The 15137-nt window shown below is 62.6% G+C and carries 12 protein-coding genes; 11 read left to right on the top strand and 1 reads right to left on the bottom strand.

Going from position 1 to position 15137, the window contains the following annotated elements; all coding sequences use genetic code 11:
* Window positions 1-14: 14 nt before the first annotated feature.
* From aroB to ABI213_RS07075, 6 genes are all read left to right on the top strand, one after another.
* Entirely contained in the window at window positions 15-1184 is a 1170-nt protein-coding gene (aroB, locus tag ABI213_RS07100) for a 3-dehydroquinate synthase (RefSeq protein ID WP_348006518.1), read from the top strand.
* Window positions 1185-1251: 67 nt separating this feature from the next.
* Entirely contained in the window at window positions 1252-2382 is a 1131-nt protein-coding gene (locus ABI213_RS07095) for a deoxyguanosinetriphosphate triphosphohydrolase (RefSeq protein WP_348006517.1), read from the top strand.
* 32 nt (window positions 2383-2414) lie between these two features.
* A complete protein-coding gene (locus tag ABI213_RS07090) occupies window positions 2415-3074 on the top strand; it encodes a hypothetical protein (protein ID WP_348006516.1) in 660 nt (219 codons plus the stop codon).
* Between the two features lie 3 nt (window positions 3075-3077).
* Window positions 3078-3647 (top strand): DUF1415 domain-containing protein, encoded by a 570-nt coding sequence (locus ABI213_RS07085; RefSeq protein ID WP_348006515.1) that lies wholly within the window; start codon window positions 3078-3080, stop codon window positions 3645-3647.
* Window positions 3628-4515: an SAM-dependent methyltransferase gene (locus tag ABI213_RS07080; RefSeq protein ID WP_348026528.1), complete on the top strand. Its 888-nt coding sequence runs from the start codon at window positions 3628-3630 to the stop codon at window positions 4513-4515. Before ABI213_RS07085 ends, ABI213_RS07080 begins: the two co-directional genes overlap by 20 nt.
* Window positions 4508-5500: an aldo/keto reductase gene (locus ABI213_RS07075; RefSeq protein WP_348006513.1), complete on the top strand. Its 993-nt coding sequence runs from the start codon at window positions 4508-4510 to the stop codon at window positions 5498-5500. Before ABI213_RS07080 ends, ABI213_RS07075 begins: the two co-directional genes overlap by 8 nt.
* A 2-nt stretch (window positions 5501-5502) precedes the next feature.
* Here ABI213_RS07075 and ABI213_RS07070 read toward each other — a convergent pair whose 3' ends face one another.
* Window positions 5503-5865 (bottom strand): hypothetical protein, encoded by a 363-nt coding sequence (locus ABI213_RS07070; protein ID WP_348026526.1) that lies wholly within the window; start codon window positions 5863-5865, stop codon window positions 5503-5505.
* Window positions 5866-6021: 156 nt separating this feature from the next.
* Between ABI213_RS07070 and ABI213_RS07065 the strand changes: the two genes are divergently transcribed.
* The 5 genes from ABI213_RS07065 (at window position 6022) to mlaE (ending at window position 15132) form a co-directional block, all read left to right on the top strand.
* Window positions 6022-6717, top strand: a complete 696-nt coding sequence (locus ABI213_RS07065) for a transposase (RefSeq protein WP_348005837.1) — start codon at window positions 6022-6024, stop codon at window positions 6715-6717.
* A gap of 229 nt (window positions 6718-6946) precedes the next feature.
* Window positions 6947-11677 carry a glutamate synthase-related protein gene (locus tag ABI213_RS07060; RefSeq protein ID WP_348005836.1) on the top strand — a complete coding sequence of 1577 codons (4731 nt, stop codon included), beginning with the start codon at window positions 6947-6949 and terminating at the stop codon, window positions 11675-11677.
* Between the two features lie 31 nt (window positions 11678-11708).
* A complete protein-coding gene (locus tag ABI213_RS07055; RefSeq protein ID WP_348005835.1) occupies window positions 11709-13187 on the top strand; it encodes a glutamate synthase subunit beta in 1479 nt (492 codons plus the stop codon).
* Window positions 13188-13519: 332 nt separating this feature from the next.
* The gene (locus ABI213_RS07050) at window positions 13520-14353 is read left to right on the top strand and encodes an ABC transporter ATP-binding protein (protein WP_348005834.1); all 834 of its coding nucleotides are present in this window, start codon (window positions 13520-13522) and stop codon (window positions 14351-14353) included.
* Window positions 14350-15132, top strand: coding sequence for a lipid asymmetry maintenance ABC transporter permease subunit MlaE (gene mlaE, locus ABI213_RS07045; RefSeq protein ID WP_348005833.1), 783 nt, complete (start codon window positions 14350-14352; stop codon window positions 15130-15132). Before ABI213_RS07050 ends, mlaE begins: the two co-directional genes overlap by 4 nt.
* Window positions 15133-15137 lie beyond the last annotated feature (5 nt).

The raw sequence follows: 15137 nt of genomic DNA, 5'->3' as shown, positions 1-15137 counted from the left end.
TAAACTGTGCGGCTATGTCCGCTTCTACCCCGCCCACCCAGCCCACCCAGCCTTTCCCGCTTTCCCAGCCCCTTCAGGCCATCGTGCCCCAAACCGTCCACATTGCTCTGGGCGACCGCAGCTACCCCATCGTCATCGGCACCCAGTTGCTCGATAACCCGGCCACCTGGGCCGACATGCCCCGCGCCGCCAGCGCCTTGATCGTCACCAACACCACCGTCGGCCCGCTATACGCCCAGCGCCTGCAGACTGCGCTGCAAAGCCACTATCCCACCATCCACACCGTGGTGCTGCCGGACGGCGAGGCGTATAAAACCTGGGAAACCCTGAACCTGATTTTTGACGCGTTGCTGGGCCATGGCTGCGACCGCAAAACCGTGTTGTTTGCCTTGGGCGGTGGCGTGGTGGGCGACATGACCGGTTTTGCCGCCGCCAGCTACATGCGTGGCGTACCTTTTGTACAGGTACCGACCACGCTGCTGGCGCAGGTGGATTCGTCGGTAGGTGGCAAAACCGCCATCAACCACCCGCTGGGTAAGAACATGGTGGGCGCGTTCTACCAGCCGGTCAAAGTGGTCTGCGACCTGGACACGCTGGCCACCTTGCCGCCGCGCGAGCTCAGCGCCGGGCTGGCCGAAATCATCAAATACGGGCCCATCGCCGATATGGCTTTGCTGGACTGGCTGGATGCCCACATGGACGCCTTGCGCGCAGGCGACGTGGCCGCATTGGCCCATGCGGTGCAGCGCAGTTGCGAGATCAAAGCCCACGTGGTGGGCCAGGACGAGCGCGAAGCCGGGCTGCGCGCTATTCTGAACTTTGGCCACACCTTTGGCCACGCCATCGAGGCGGGCATGGGCTACGGCGCGTGGCTGCACGGGGAGGGCGTGGGCGCGGGCATGGTGATGGCGGCACATCTGTCGCAGCGGCTGGGTTTGATCGACATGGCCCTGGTGCAGCGACTCACACAGCTCATCCAGCGCGCAGGCCTGCCCACCGTGGGTGCGGTGCTGGATGCGGCCGACAACGCAGGCCGCTACCTGCAACTCATGCGGGTGGACAAAAAGGCCGAGGCGGGTGAGATCAAGTTTGTGCTGATCGGCCCACCCGGCAGCGCCACGGTGCGCGGCGCGCCCGATGCCCTGGTGCGCGAGGTGGTCGATGCCTGTTGTATGTCTGCATGATTGCTATTGAAAAAATAGCTGCTGCCGCAGATAGTACCTGCGCCAGGGCCCTATTTTCTATAAATCCATGCCGCTAGCCGTTTACGCCTGCGACCCGGCGCACACCCGGGGCCGCCGCTTCTTTGAGGCCGCTGCGCCCACCCGCACCGAATTTCAGCGGGACCGCGACCGCATCGTGCATTCCACCGCATTCCGCCGTCTGGTCTACAAAACCCAGGTGTTCTTGAACCACGAGGGCGATCTGTTCCGCACCCGGCTCACCCATTCGCTGGAGGTGGCGCAATTGGGCCGTTCCATCGCCCGCGCGCTGGACCTGAACGAAGACCTGGTCGAGGCGATTGCCCTGGCCCACGACCTGGGCCACACCCCTTTTGGCCACGCCGGGCAAGATGCGCTCAACGCCTGCATGGCCGCGCACGGCGGTTTCGAGCACAACCTGCAAAGCCTGCGCGTGGTCGATGCGCTGGAAGAGCGCTACCCGCTGTTTGACGGACTGAACCTCACTTTTGAGACCCGCGAGGGCATCCTCAAGCACTGCGCACGTGCCAATGCAGAACAGCTAGGCGACGTAGGCCAGCGCTTTCTGGACCGCACCCAGCCCAGTCTGGAAGCCCAACTCTGCAACCTGGCCGACGAGATTGCCTACAACGCCCACGACATTGACGACGGCGTGCGCTCTGGCCTGATCACGCTAGAGCAGTTGCAAGACGTGCCGCTGGTGGCCCATTTTCACCAGCAAACCCTGGCCGAGCACCCGCAGCTTGCGGGCCGTCGCGTGCTGTACGAGTCCATCCGCCGCATGCTCAGCGCCCAGGTGTACGACGTGATCGCCGCCACCCAGGCCGCCCTGCAGACCGCCCAGCCCACCAGCGTGGAAGCCGCCCGCCAGTGCGCGCCACTGCTGTGCTTTAGCCCAGTGATGCGGGCGCAATCGCTGGAACTCAAACGGTTCTTGATGAAGAACCTGTACCGCCACCCGCAGGTGATGGCCATGACCGCCCAAGCGCAAGCCGTGGTGCAGGACTTATTTGCCGCCTACCTGGCCGCACCGCAGGAAATGGCCCCCGCGTATACCGAAAGGGCCACCCGCGCTGCCTCCCATGCCCCACGTGCCGTGGCCGACTACATCGCTGGCATGACCGACCGCTTCGCCGCCCGCGAGCACGAACGCCTGACCGGGCAAAAACTGCTCGGCTAAAACAAAAAAGAGACAACTTAAAGAGACATCCCGTGAGCTTTCTGAACCAACTCAAAACCCAGGCCCACGCGCTGCGCAACCAGCAAACTGCCGCCCAGCTATCGGCCGAGGCCCGCGTGGCGCAAACCGAAGCTGCGTGCCGTACGGTGGCCAACTACTTGGCAGATTTGGCCCAGCAGCTCAACGTCATCGCGCCGCCCGCGCCCGCCTTCACCCTAGACGGCAAAACCCCTTGGCCGGCGATGAAGATGGCGGACTTTCGCTGCGATGTGCGGCAAAAGCGCCTGCACCACATGGGCGGTGTGGATGTGACGGATTACATCGGCATGGGCTGGCGCGTGCTGCCCCAGGTGGGCCCACCCGTGAAGGCGGCGGTGAGCGTCAACTTTCCGCCGGAGCTGGAGCGTGTCGAAGCCCGGCTGGCGCTAGGCCACTTGAAGCACGAGCGGCTGGAACAGCGCCACCCCGACACCAACAAGCTGCTGGCCATCCGTTTTGAGTACACCACCGAGCTGCTGGGCAGCGTGCGCATCACCCCCGACCACGACCAGTGCAGCTTCGCGTTCCGCATCAGCAACGCTACCGGTTTCGAGGTGCAGACCACCCAGTTGGCTACCACCGACATCAACCCCGGCGTACTGGACGAACTGGCCCGCCTGCTGGTGGGCCAGCCCAGCCGCTTCTTGCGCTAAGCCATGGTGTCCGACGCTACCGTGATAGACGACATGCGGCGCTGGCTGGAGCGCGCCGTGATCGGCCTGAACCTGTGCCCCTTCGCCAAAGCCGTGCACACCAAGGGCCTGATCCACTACGCCGTCAGCGCCGCTACCGATACCGAGGCTCTGCGGCAAGATTTGATTTATGAGCTAAATGCGCTTCTAGCGCAGGACCCATCTGCGCGGGATACTACGCTTTTGATAGCACCATACGTATTGGTCGATTTTTGGGACTACAACGACTTTCTGGGCGTAGCCGACAAACTGCTGCGAAAAATGAAGCTGCAAGGCACGGTGCAGATCGCCAGCTTCCACCCCGACTTCCAGTTTGGCGGCACCGACGCGGACGACATCACCAACTACACCAACCGCGCGCCGTACCCTTGCCTGCACCTGCTGCGCGAGGCCAGCATCGACCGTGCCGTGGCCGCCTTCCCGGATGCCGAAATGATTTTTGAGCGCAACATGCGAACTCTGGAAGAACTGGGGCAGGGCGGCTGGGGCGCGCTGGGCGTGGGAAAATCGCCCGATGAAGACCCCCAAAAGTAAGATGCCGGTCGCCTCCACGCTGCCACCTGAAATCGACCCCGCCCAGTCGGTCGAGCTGCTCAAAGAGCTGCACATCCTGACCCGCGACGGCAAGCTCAACCAAGACTCGCGGCGCAAGCTCAAGCAGGTCTACCACCTGTTCCAATTCATCGAAAAATTGCTCGGTGAGTTACCCGCCAGCAGCACCGGCCTGACTTTGGCCGACCACGGTGCCGGCAAGTCCTACCTGGGCTTTATCGTCTACGACCTGTACTTCAAAGCCCTGGGCGCGGGCCAAGCCGGAGGCGGTGGTCATATCTACGGCATCGAGACGCGCGCGGAGCTGGTAGCCAAGTCGCAAGAACTGGCGGCGCGCCTGGGTTTTGACCGCATGTCCTTCCTGAACCTGAGCGTGGCCGAATCTACCCAGTCGGCCCTGCTCCCCGAACGCATTGACGTGGTCACGGCCCTGCACGCCTGCGACACCGCCACCGACGACGCGATTGCTTTTGGCCTGGAAAAGAACGCCCGCGCCATGGTGCTGGTGCCCTGCTGCCAGGCCGAGGTGGCAGCCTGCCTGCGCCAGAACAAGGCCCTGAACGGCAGCAAAACGCCCTTGTCCGAACTCTGGCGGCACCCGCTGCACACCCGCGAAATGGGCAGCCAGATCACCAACGTGCTGCGCTGCCTGTACCTGGAGGCCTGGGGCTACCAGGTCACGGTGACCGAGCTGGTCGGCTGGGAGCACAGCATGAAAAACGAGCTGATCATCGCCAAGCACACCGGCCAAAAGAAGCGCACGGCGGCCGAACGGCTGACGGCCCTGCTGGCCGAATTTGGCCTGTCTTCCCTGTTGCAAACCCGTTTTAAGTTGCCCGACCATGTTTGATCGCACCACCAAGTTCCCCGCTGTGCCGCTACAGCGCTACCTGCCACAGGCCAGCGCGCTGGTGCTGGGCTGCATGGGCCTGGGCGGCGGCTGGGACGCGCAACCGCTGAGCGAGGCAGACGTTGACAAGGCCCAGGCCGCCACCGAGGCCGCTTTGGAGGCGGGTATCACCCTGTTTGACCACGCCAACATCTACACGATGGGCAAGGCCGAAGAGAGTTTTGGTCGGATGTTCCAGCGCAAGCCGTCGCTGCGGCAAGGCCTGTTACTGCAGTCCAAATGCGGTATCCGCTTTGCCGATACGCAAGGCCCTAAGCGCTACGACCTGTCGTCGCAACACATCGTGGCCAGCGTGGACGAGAGCCTGCGCAGATTGCAGACCGATTATCTGGACGTGTTGATCTTGCACCGTCCCGACCCGCTCATGCAGCCCGCCGAGGTGGCCCAGGCCTGGCAGCAGATCAAGGCCGCAGGCAAGGCCCGCTTCTTGGGGGTGTCGAATATGCATGCCGCGCAGGTGGGCGGGTTGCAGCGGGCGCTGGACGAGCCGCTGGTGGCGAACCAGTTGGAGATGAGCCTGCTCAAGCGCGACTGGCTGGAGGCAGGTACCTGCTTCAACGACGGGCAAGGCGTATCCCATTTGGCTTGGGACGGTATGCTGGAATACGCCCAGCAGCACGGCCTGCAGTTGCAGGCCTGGGGGGCCTTGGCACGCGGCTGGTTTAGCGGTGCCGCGCCAACCGATGCGCCACCTGCCGTGGACCGGGCAGCGGAGTACGTCCAGCAACTGGCGCAAGCCCATGGCGTGGCCGCCGAGGCGGTGGTGTTGGCCTGGCTGATGCAGCATCCGGCGCGCATCCAGCCAGTGGTGGGTACTACCGACCCTCAGCGTATCCGTGCCTGCGCGCAGGCCACCGAGGTGTCGCTCAGCCGGGGCGAGTGGTACCGGCTATACGAGGCCGCGCGGGGCCGCGAACTTCCGTAAACCTACCGGCGCTGCGCCCAGAAGCCGCCGTGCATTTGCCAGCCGTGGCCCGTCTGCACCCACTGGTGGGGTGTCCACTGGTAGCCGGGGCGGTGTGCTTCCCAATGCCCAGGGTGCCACACATGCCGTCCACCTTCCCAAAACCAGGCACCCGAGAGCCAGAAATAGCCTGCCGGAGCCACACCAATCACTTCCTGTTGCGGAGGCGGTGGTGCTACCTCGGTGTAAATCACTTCGTTTTGCACCTGCGGGGCGGGGGCTGTGCGGTACACCACCTGCTGGCGGGGTGGTGCCACCACGCAGCCGGACAACGCCGCAGCGCCTAAAAGGGCTGCCAGTGCAGCCAGAGTGGGGCGAAAAGCCATGGATATCTCCCAGTGGAATCGTTAAAAGTGTCCCACCCATAACCTGCCGCCCGCCCTGCTGGGTGACATCGCCCCCGTAATCTTGCGTAAAGAAAAATAGGGGTCAGAACCCCATTACCACGATTAATATCGCGCATCCACAACCACATTGCGCCCATGGCCCGCCTTCCCCGTCTCACCGTCCCCGGCTACCCCCACCACGTGATCCAGCGTGGCAACAACCGCCAGCCCATCTTTGCCAGCCCGGGCGACTACGCGTTGCTGCTGGGTCTGCTGACCGAAAACGCCAAGAAGTTCGGAGTGCAGGTCCATGCTTATGTGCTGATGACCAACCATTTCCACCTGCTGGCCACACCCACTACGGCCGAGGGACTGCCGCAGATGATGCAGGCGGTAGGCCGCAGCTATGTGCGGTACTTCAACGATGCGCAGGGCCGCAGTGGCACCCTGTGGGAGGGGCGCTACAAATCGACCCTGGTGCAAACCGACCGCTACCTGCTGGCCTGCATGGCCTATATCGACCTGAACCCGGTGCGGGCCGGGCTGGTGGCCGATCCGCGCGACTACGCCTGGTCCAGTTATTGCCACCACATGGGCCAGCGGGCCGACAAACTGGTTACGCCGCACCCGCTGTGGTGGGCGCTGGGCAACACGCCGTTTGCACGCGAAGAGGCCTACGCCAAATTGGTGCATGCAGGCATCACCGAGGAGCAACAGCAGCAACTGACCCAGTCGGCCTTGCGCGGCTGGGCTTTGGGCGATGCAGATTTTGTGGCGGATTTACAAAAAAGAACCGAGCGCCGTGTGGCCAAGGCGAGCGCAGGCAGGCCATTTTTGAGCCCAAAGTCTTAGTAAAAAGGGTCGCTAGCGCAAATGCAAATTGCGGGAGCAGCTATTGTTTTTAATGTGTCCCCATTTAAATACTTGGCAGTCTAGTCAATAATTAATTGGAATCTGACCCCTATTATTCTGCTTGGCACTGTTGTTGCTGTGGTTTATGCTTCGATTCCCCGCGAAACACCCAGGATTTCCGCAAGACTCGTAGAGCGCTGCGCAAGTCCTACCAATATAGGAGAGCGCCATGACAACGGCTGCCGAGATCCAGTATCTCAAAGACCACGGTTTGTATTCCTCCAGCAACGAGCATGACGCTTGCGGTCTGGGTTTTGTAGCCCATATCAAGGGCGAAAAGCGCCACGATATCGTGACCCAGGCGCTCAAGATCCTGGAAAACATCGATCACCGGGGTGCCGTGGGTGCCGACAAACTCATGGGCGACGGCGCGGGTATCTTGATCCAGATCCCCGACGCGCTCTATCGCGAAGAAATGGCCAAGCAGGGCGTGACCCTGCCACCCGCCGGTGAATACGGTGTCGGCATGATCTTCTTACCCAAAGAGCACGCCTCCCGCCAGGCCTGCGAGCAAGAGATGGAACGCGCCATCAAGGCCGAAGGCCAGGTGTTCTTGGGCTGGCGCGATGTGCCGGTGGATAAAGATATGCCGATGTCGCCCACGGTGCGCAAGACCGAGCCGTTGCTCAAGCAAATCTTCATTGGCCGCGGCGACGATGTCATCGTGCAGGACGCGCTGGAGCGCAAGCTGTACGTGATCCGCAAAACCGCCAGCGCCAACATCCAGAACCTGAAGCTCAAGCACAGCAAAGAGTATTATGTGCCCAGCATGTCCAGCCGCACGGTGATCTACAAGGGCCTGCTGCTGGCAGACCAGGTCGGTGTGTACTACAAGGACTTGTCCGACGAGCGCTGTATCTCGGCAATAGGTCTGGTGCACCAACGCTTCTCCACCAACACCTTCCCCGAGTGGCCGCTGGCCCATCCCTATCGCTATGTGGCGCACAACGGGGAAATCAACACCGTCAAGGGCAACTACAACTGGATGAAGGCCCGCGAAGGCGTGATGGCTTCGCCGGTGCTGGCGGCCGACCTGGGCAAGCTCTACCCCATCAGCTTCCCCGGCCAGTCCGATACCGCCACCTTCGACAACTGCCTGGAGTTGCTGACAATGGCCGGCTACCCCATCAGCCAGGCCGTGATGATGATGATCCCCGAGCCCTGGGAGCAGCACACCCAGATGGACGAGCGCCGCCGCGCCTTCTACGAGTACCACGCCGCGATGATGGAGCCCTGGGACGGCCCGGCCTCCATCGTCTTCACCGATGGCCGCCAGATCGGTGCCACGCTGGACCGCAACGGCCTGCGTCCTTCGCGCTACTGCGTGACCGACGACGACCTGGTCATCATGGCCTCCGAGTCCGGCGTGCTGCCGGTGCCCGAAAACAAGATCGTGCGCAAATGGCGTTTGCAGCCCGGCAAGATGTTCCTGATCGACCTGGAACAGGGCCGCATGATCGACGATGACGAGCTCAAGGCCAACATCGTCAACACCAAGCCCTACAAGCAGTGGATCGACAACCTGCGCATCAAGCTCGACAACGTGCCCGCTGATGCCGCTGCCGCCACAGTAAGCAGTACCGCTCTGCTCGACCGCCAGCAGGCCTTTGGCTACACCCAGGAAGACATCAAGTTCCTGCTGTCCCCCATGGCCCAGGCCGGGGAAGAGGGCATTGGCTCCATGGGCAACGACAGCCCCCTGGCCGTGCTCAGCGACAAGAACAAGCCGCTGTACAACTACTTCCGCCAGATGTTCGCCCAGGTGACGAACCCGCCGATCGACCCGATCCGCGAAGCCATCGTCATGTCCCTGGTGTCCTTCATCGGCCCCAAGCCCAACCTGCTGGACATCAACCAGGTGAACCCGCCGATGCGGCTGGAAGTGACCCAGCCTATCCTCGACTTTGCCGACATGGCCAAGCTGCGCGATATCGAGCGCCACACCCACGGCAAGTTCCGCAGCCACACGCTGGACATCACCTACCCCGCCGCCTGGGGTAAGGCCGGCGTAGAGGCCAAGCTGGCCTCGCTGTGCGCCGAAGCGGTGGACGCGATCAAGGGCGGTAAAAACATCCTCATCGTCAGCGACCGCAACGTCAGCGCCACCCAAATCGCCATCCCCGCCCTGTTGGCCAGCAGCGCCTTGCACCAGCATCTGGTGACCCTGGGCCTGCGCACCACCACCGGCCTGGTGGTGGAAACCGGTACCGCCCGCGAAGTACACCACTTTGGCGTGCTGGCGGGCTACGGTGCCGAAGCCATCCACCCCTACCTGGCGATGGAAACCCTGGCCGACCTGCACAAGGATTTGAGCGGCGCGCTGTCGCCCGACAAGGCCATCTACAACTACGTCAAGGCCATCGGCAAAGGTCTGTCCAAGATCATGTCCAAGATGGGCGTGTCCACCTACATGAGCTACTGCGGTGCGCAGTTGTTCGAGGTGATTGGCCTGAACCAGGAGACCGTCTCCAAGTACTTCACCGGCACCTCCAGCCGCGTGGAAGGCATTGGCGTGTTCGAAATCGCCGAAGAAGCCCTGCGCATGCACAAGGCCGCCTTTGGCGACGACCCGGTGCTCGACACCATGCTCGACGCCGGCGGTGAATATGCTTGGCGCGTGCGCGGCGAAGAACACATGTGGACACCCGATGCCATTGCCAAGCTGCAGCACAGCACCCGCGCCAACAACTGGAATACCTACAAAGAGTACGCCCAGCTCATCAACGACCAAAGCCGTCGCCACATGACCCTGCGCGGCCTGTTCGAGTTCAAGATCGACCCGGCCAAGGCCATTCCGGTGGAAGAAGTTGAGTCGGCGAAAGAAATCGTCAAGCGCTTCGCCACCGGCGCCATGTCGATGGGCTCGATCTCTACCGAAGCCCACACCACCCTGGCCGTAGCCATGAACCGCATTGGCGGCAAGAGCAACACCGGCGAAGGCGGCGAGGATTCCAACCGCTACCGCCAGGAGCTCAAGGGCATCCCGATCAAGCAAGGCCAAACCCTGCGCGAGATCATTGGCCCTGAAGTCGTGGAAACCGTGAACTACCCGCTGCAAGACGGCGACTCGCTGCGTTCGCGCATCAAGCAGGTGGCTTCTGGCCGCTTTGGTGTCACCGCCGAATACCTGGTGTCCAGCGACCAGATCCAGATCAAGATGGCCCAGGGTGCCAAGCCGGGCGAGGGCGGTCAACTGCCCGGCGGCAAGGTGTCTGAGTACATCGGCAAGCTGCGCCACTCGGTGCCAGGCGTGGGCCTGATTTCGCCCCCACCGCACCACGACATCTATTCGATTGAAGATTTGGCCCAGCTGATCCACGATCTGAAGAACGTGGCACCGCACGCCAGCATCAGCACCAAGCTGGTGTCCGAAGTGGGCGTGGGTACTATTGCCGCGGGCGTGACCAAGTGCAAGAGCGACCACATCGTGATCGCCGGGCATGACGGCGGCACGGGGGCATCACCCTGGTCGTCCATCAAGCATGCCGGTGGTCCGTGGGAAATCGGCCTGGCCGAAACCCAGCAGACGCTGGTGCTGAACCGCCTGCGCGGCCGTGTGCGGGTGCAGGCCGACGGCCAGATGAAGACCGGCCGCGATGTCGCCATCGGCGCGCTGCTAGGTGCCGATGAATTCGGCTTCGCCACCGCACCGCTGGTGGTGGAAGGCTGCATCATGATGCGCAAATGCCACTTGAACACCTGCCCCGTGGGTGTGGCCACGCAAGACCCGGTGCTGCGCAAGAAATTCCAGGGCAAGCCCGAGCACGTGGTGAACTTCTTCTTCTTCATCGCCGAAGAAGTGCGCCAGATCATGGCCCAGCTGGGCATCCGCAAGTTCGACGACCTGATTGGCCGTGCCGACCTGCTGGACACCCGCAAGGGCATTGCCCACTGGAAGGCCAGCGGCCTGGACTTCAACCGTCTGTTCGCCCAGCCCAATGTGCCCGCCGATGTGCCGCGCTACCACGTGCAAAACCAAGAGCACGGCCTGGAAAAATCGCTGGACAACGTGCTGATCGAGAAATCGCAGCCCGCCATCCTGCGCGGCGAAAAGGTTAAGTTCATGGAAGTGGCGCGCAACGTCAACCGTTCGCTGGGGGCCATGCTCTCGGGTGCGCTGACCAAGGTGCGCCCCGAAGGCCTGCCGGACGACACCATCCGCATCCAGCTCGAAGGCACGGGCGGCCAGTCGTTTGGCGCCTTCCTGGCCAACGGCATCACGCTGTACCTGATTGGCGATGCCAACGACTACACCGGCAAGGGCCTGAGCGGTGGCCGTATCGTGGTGCGCCCCAGCATCGACTTCCGTGGCGTGGCTACGCAGAACACCATCGTCGGCAACACGGTGATGTACGGCGCGACCAGCGGCGAATCCTTCTTCAGCGGCGTGGCCGGCGAGCGCTTTGCAGTGCGCCTGTCGGGTGCCACCACGGTGGTGGAAGGCACGGGCGACCACGGTTGCGAGTACATGACCGGCGGCACGGCGCTGATTTTGGGCAAGACCGGCCGTAACTTTGCGGCGGGCATGAGCGGCGGTATCGCCTACGTGTACGACGAAGACGGCCATTTCGCCAAGCGCTGCAACATGGCCATGGTGTCGCTGGAGCGCGTGCTGCCCTCGGGCGAGCAACAAGGCCTGGGCGTGGCCGACCAATGGCACAACGGCCAGACCGACGAAGCCCAGCTCAAGAAGCTGCTGGAAGACCACAACCGCTGGACCGGTAGCAAGCGCGCCCGTGACCTGCTCGACACCTGGGCCGAAGCCCGTGGCAAGTTCGTCAAGGTGTTCCCGCTGGAGTACCAACGTGCCCTGGGCGAAATGCATGCACGAAAAGTGGCTCTAGCGCAGGCAGCATCTGCACAAGCAGCTATTAAAAATGAAGCCGTGCCTGCCAAGTAAGGCCAAGCGAAGTAAAGAATAGGAACGAATCATGGGTAAAGTCACAGGCTTCATGGAATACGGGCGGCTCGAAGAGGGCTACAAGCCCGCCGCCGAGCGCGTCAAGCACTACAAAGAGTTCGTCGTCGGTCTCGACGATGCACAGGCCAAGATCCAGGGCGCGCGCTGCATGGACTGCGGCATTCCGTTCTGCAACAACGGTTGCCCGGTCAACAACATCATTCCGGACTTCAACGATCTGGTCTACCGCGGCGACTGGCAGAACGCCATCGCGGTGCTGCACAGCACCAACAACTTCCCCGAGTTCACCGGCCGCATCTGCCCCGCACCCTGCGAGGCGGCCTGCACGCTGAACGTGAACGACCTGCCGGTGGGCATCAAGTCCATCGAGCACGCCATCATCAACCGCGCGTGGGACGAGGGCTGGGTCCAGCCGCGCGTCGCCAAGCACAAGACCGGCAAAAAAGTGGCCGTGGTCGGCTCCGGCCCTGCCGGCCTGGCAGCCGCCCAGCAACTGGCGCGCGTGGGCCATGACGTGACGCTGTTCGAAAAGAACGACCGCATCGGCGGGCTGCTGCGCTACGGCATCCCCGACTTCAAGATGGAAAAGAGCCACATCGACCGCCGTGTCGAACAGATGCAGGCCGAGGGTGTGACCTTCCGCACCGGCGTGATGGTGGGCGCGGCCAAAGACCCGCTGGGCAAGGGCTCCAAGGTCACCAACTGGGCCAAGGAAACCATCACCCCCGAGCAGCTGCAAAAAGACTTTGACGCGGTCATCCTCACCGGCGGTGCCGAGCAATCGCGCGACCTGCCTGTGCCGGGCCGCGAGCTGGACGGCATCCATTTCGCGATGGAATTCCTGCCCCAGCAAAACAAGGTCAACGCGGGTGACAAGGTCAAGGCCCAGTTGCGCGCCGATGGCAAGAGCGTCATCGTGATTGGTGGTGGCGACACCGGCAGCGACTGCGTGGGCACCAGCAACCGCCACGGCGCGACCAGCGTGACCCAGTTCGAGGTGATGCCCCAGCCCCCGGAGGAAGAAAACCGCCCCATGACCTGGCCTTACTGGCCGATCAAGCTGCGCACCAGCTCCAGCCACGTGGAAGGCTGCGAGCGCGAATTCGCCATTTCCACCAAGGAATTCATCGGAGAAAAAGGCAAGGTTACCGGCCTGAAGACCGTGCGCGTCGAGTTCAAAGACGGCAAGCTGGTCGAAATCCCCGGCACCGAAGTCGTCATGAAGGCCGACCTGGTGCTGCTGGCCATGGGTTTCGTCAGCCCTGTGGCCAACGTGCTGGATGCCTTCGGCATCGAGAAAGATGCCCGTGGCAACGCCAAGGCGCACACCGAGTTCAGCGGCGGCTACGCCACCAATGTGCCCAAGGTGTTTGCCGCGGGCGACATCCGCCGGGGCCAGTCGCTGGTCGTCTGGGCGATCCGCGAAGGCCGCCAGGCTGCCCGTGCCGTGGATGAGTTCCTGATGGGTTTTAGCGACCTTCCTAGGTAAACCCCCAGTCTGCAGAGCTTCGCTTCTTTCGCCAACCCCCCTCATATCGGTTTGAAAAACCGATATGACAAGCAGGGAGCAACAGCAGCAGCCTGGCGGAGCCAGTTCTGCGCTGTTCTGGAAGAGGTGGCATGGTGGAAGTTGGATGCTTTTTTGGCCGCTAGCGCATATTGAGCTTGCATAAGAGGCTCTTAAATAAATAGCATGAAAATTGGGTGGGTGCTTTTAAACATACATGCAAGTATGTTTGTATTTTGCGACACAGTAAGGGTAAATAGCGAGACTATCCTTTATCATGCAAAAGCCGGAAGCGTTCCGGCTTTTGTTTTTTTATGACCTCCTCTGCTTCTGACAACCTTGTTGACATCCGCCAGCTCACCTTCGGGTACGGAGAGCGTCCGGTGCTGGACGGCATCACGCTGAGCATTCCGCGCGGTAAGGTCACGGCATTGATGGGGGCTTCGGGCGGCGGCAAGACCACGGTACTGCGGCTGATTGGCGGGCAGATCACGCCGCAAAAAGGCGAGTTGCTGCTGGACGGCCAAAACGTAGCCCAGTTCGACCAGGCGGGCTGGTACGCCGCGCGCCGTCGCATGGGCATGCTGTTCCAGTTTGGGGCTCTGTTTACCGACATGTCGGTGTTTGACAACGTGGCGTTTCCGCTGCGCGAACACACCGATTTGTCCGAGGCGCTGGTGCGCGACATCGTGCTGATGAAGCTGGGTGCGGTCGGCCTGCGCGGCGCGCGCGACCTGATGCCCAGCGAGGTCTCGGGCGGCATGGCCCGGCGCGTAGCCCTGGCCCGCACCATCGCGCTGGACCCGGAGTTGGTGATGTACGACGAACCCTTTGCCGGGCTGGACCCGATCGCACTGGGCACCGCCGCTCGGCTGATCCGCGAACTGAACGACACCATGGGCCTGACCAGCATCGTCGTGTCGCACGACCTGGACGAAACCTTCCATATTGCCGACAAGGTGGTGATTTTGGCCAACGGCAAAATCGCCGCCCAAGGCACGCCAGACGAAGTGCGCAACAGCACCGACCCGCTGGTGCACCAATTCATCCACGCGCTGCCCGATGGCCCTGTGCGCTTCCACTACCCTGGCCCCACGGTGGAGCAGGATTTTGGCGCGGGCCTGCCGGTGCCCGGAGGTCGGCCATGAGTTGGTACAAGCCGTCCGACGTAGGTTTTGCGCTGCGCTCCAAGCTGGCCGATGTGGGTGCTGCCACGCGGCTGTTTGTACGGCTGGTAGGGTTGTTTGGGCCGACGATGCGCCGTTTTGGTTTGGTACGCGACCAGATCCACTTTTTGGGCAATTATTCACTCGCGTTGATCAGCGTGTCGGGCCTGTTCGTTGGCTTTGTGCTGGGTCTGCAAGGCTATTACACCCTGCAGCGCTACGGTTCGGCGGAGGCGCTAGGTTTGCTGGTGGCCTTGAGCCTGGTACGCGAATTGGGTCCGGTCGTCACCGCGTTGCTGTTTGCCGGGCGGGCCGGGACCTCGCTCACGGCGGGCATTGGTTTGATGAAGGCGGGCGAGCAGCTTAGCGCCATGGAAATCATGGCGGTAGATCCGGTGCGCCGCATTTTGGCCCCGCGTTTTTGGGCCGGCGTGATTACGCTACCTTTGCTGGCGGCACTGTTCAGTGCAGTGGGCATTCTGGGCGGCTACGTGGTCGGCGTGGTGATGATCGGCATCGACTCTGGCTCGTTCTGGAGCCAGATGCAGGGTGGTGTCGATGTCTGGAAGGATGTGGGCAACGGCGTGGTGAAAAGTGTGGTGTTCGGCATTACCGTCAGCTTTGTGGCGCTGCTGCAGGGCTATGAAGCCCAGCCCACGCCCGAAGGTGTGTCCCGCGCGACCACGCGCACGGTGGTAGTGGCTTCGCTGGCGGTGCTGGCGTTGGACTTCTTGCTCACCGCCACGATGTTCTCTATTTAAGGCAG

It is taken from the genome of Rhodoferax sp. (assembly GCF_039922535.1).
Lineage (GTDB): Bacteria > Pseudomonadota > Gammaproteobacteria > Burkholderiales > Burkholderiaceae_C > Rhodoferax_B.
Note: the sequence above shows the minus strand (reverse complement) of the source record. Positions and strands in the feature narration are given on the sequence as shown.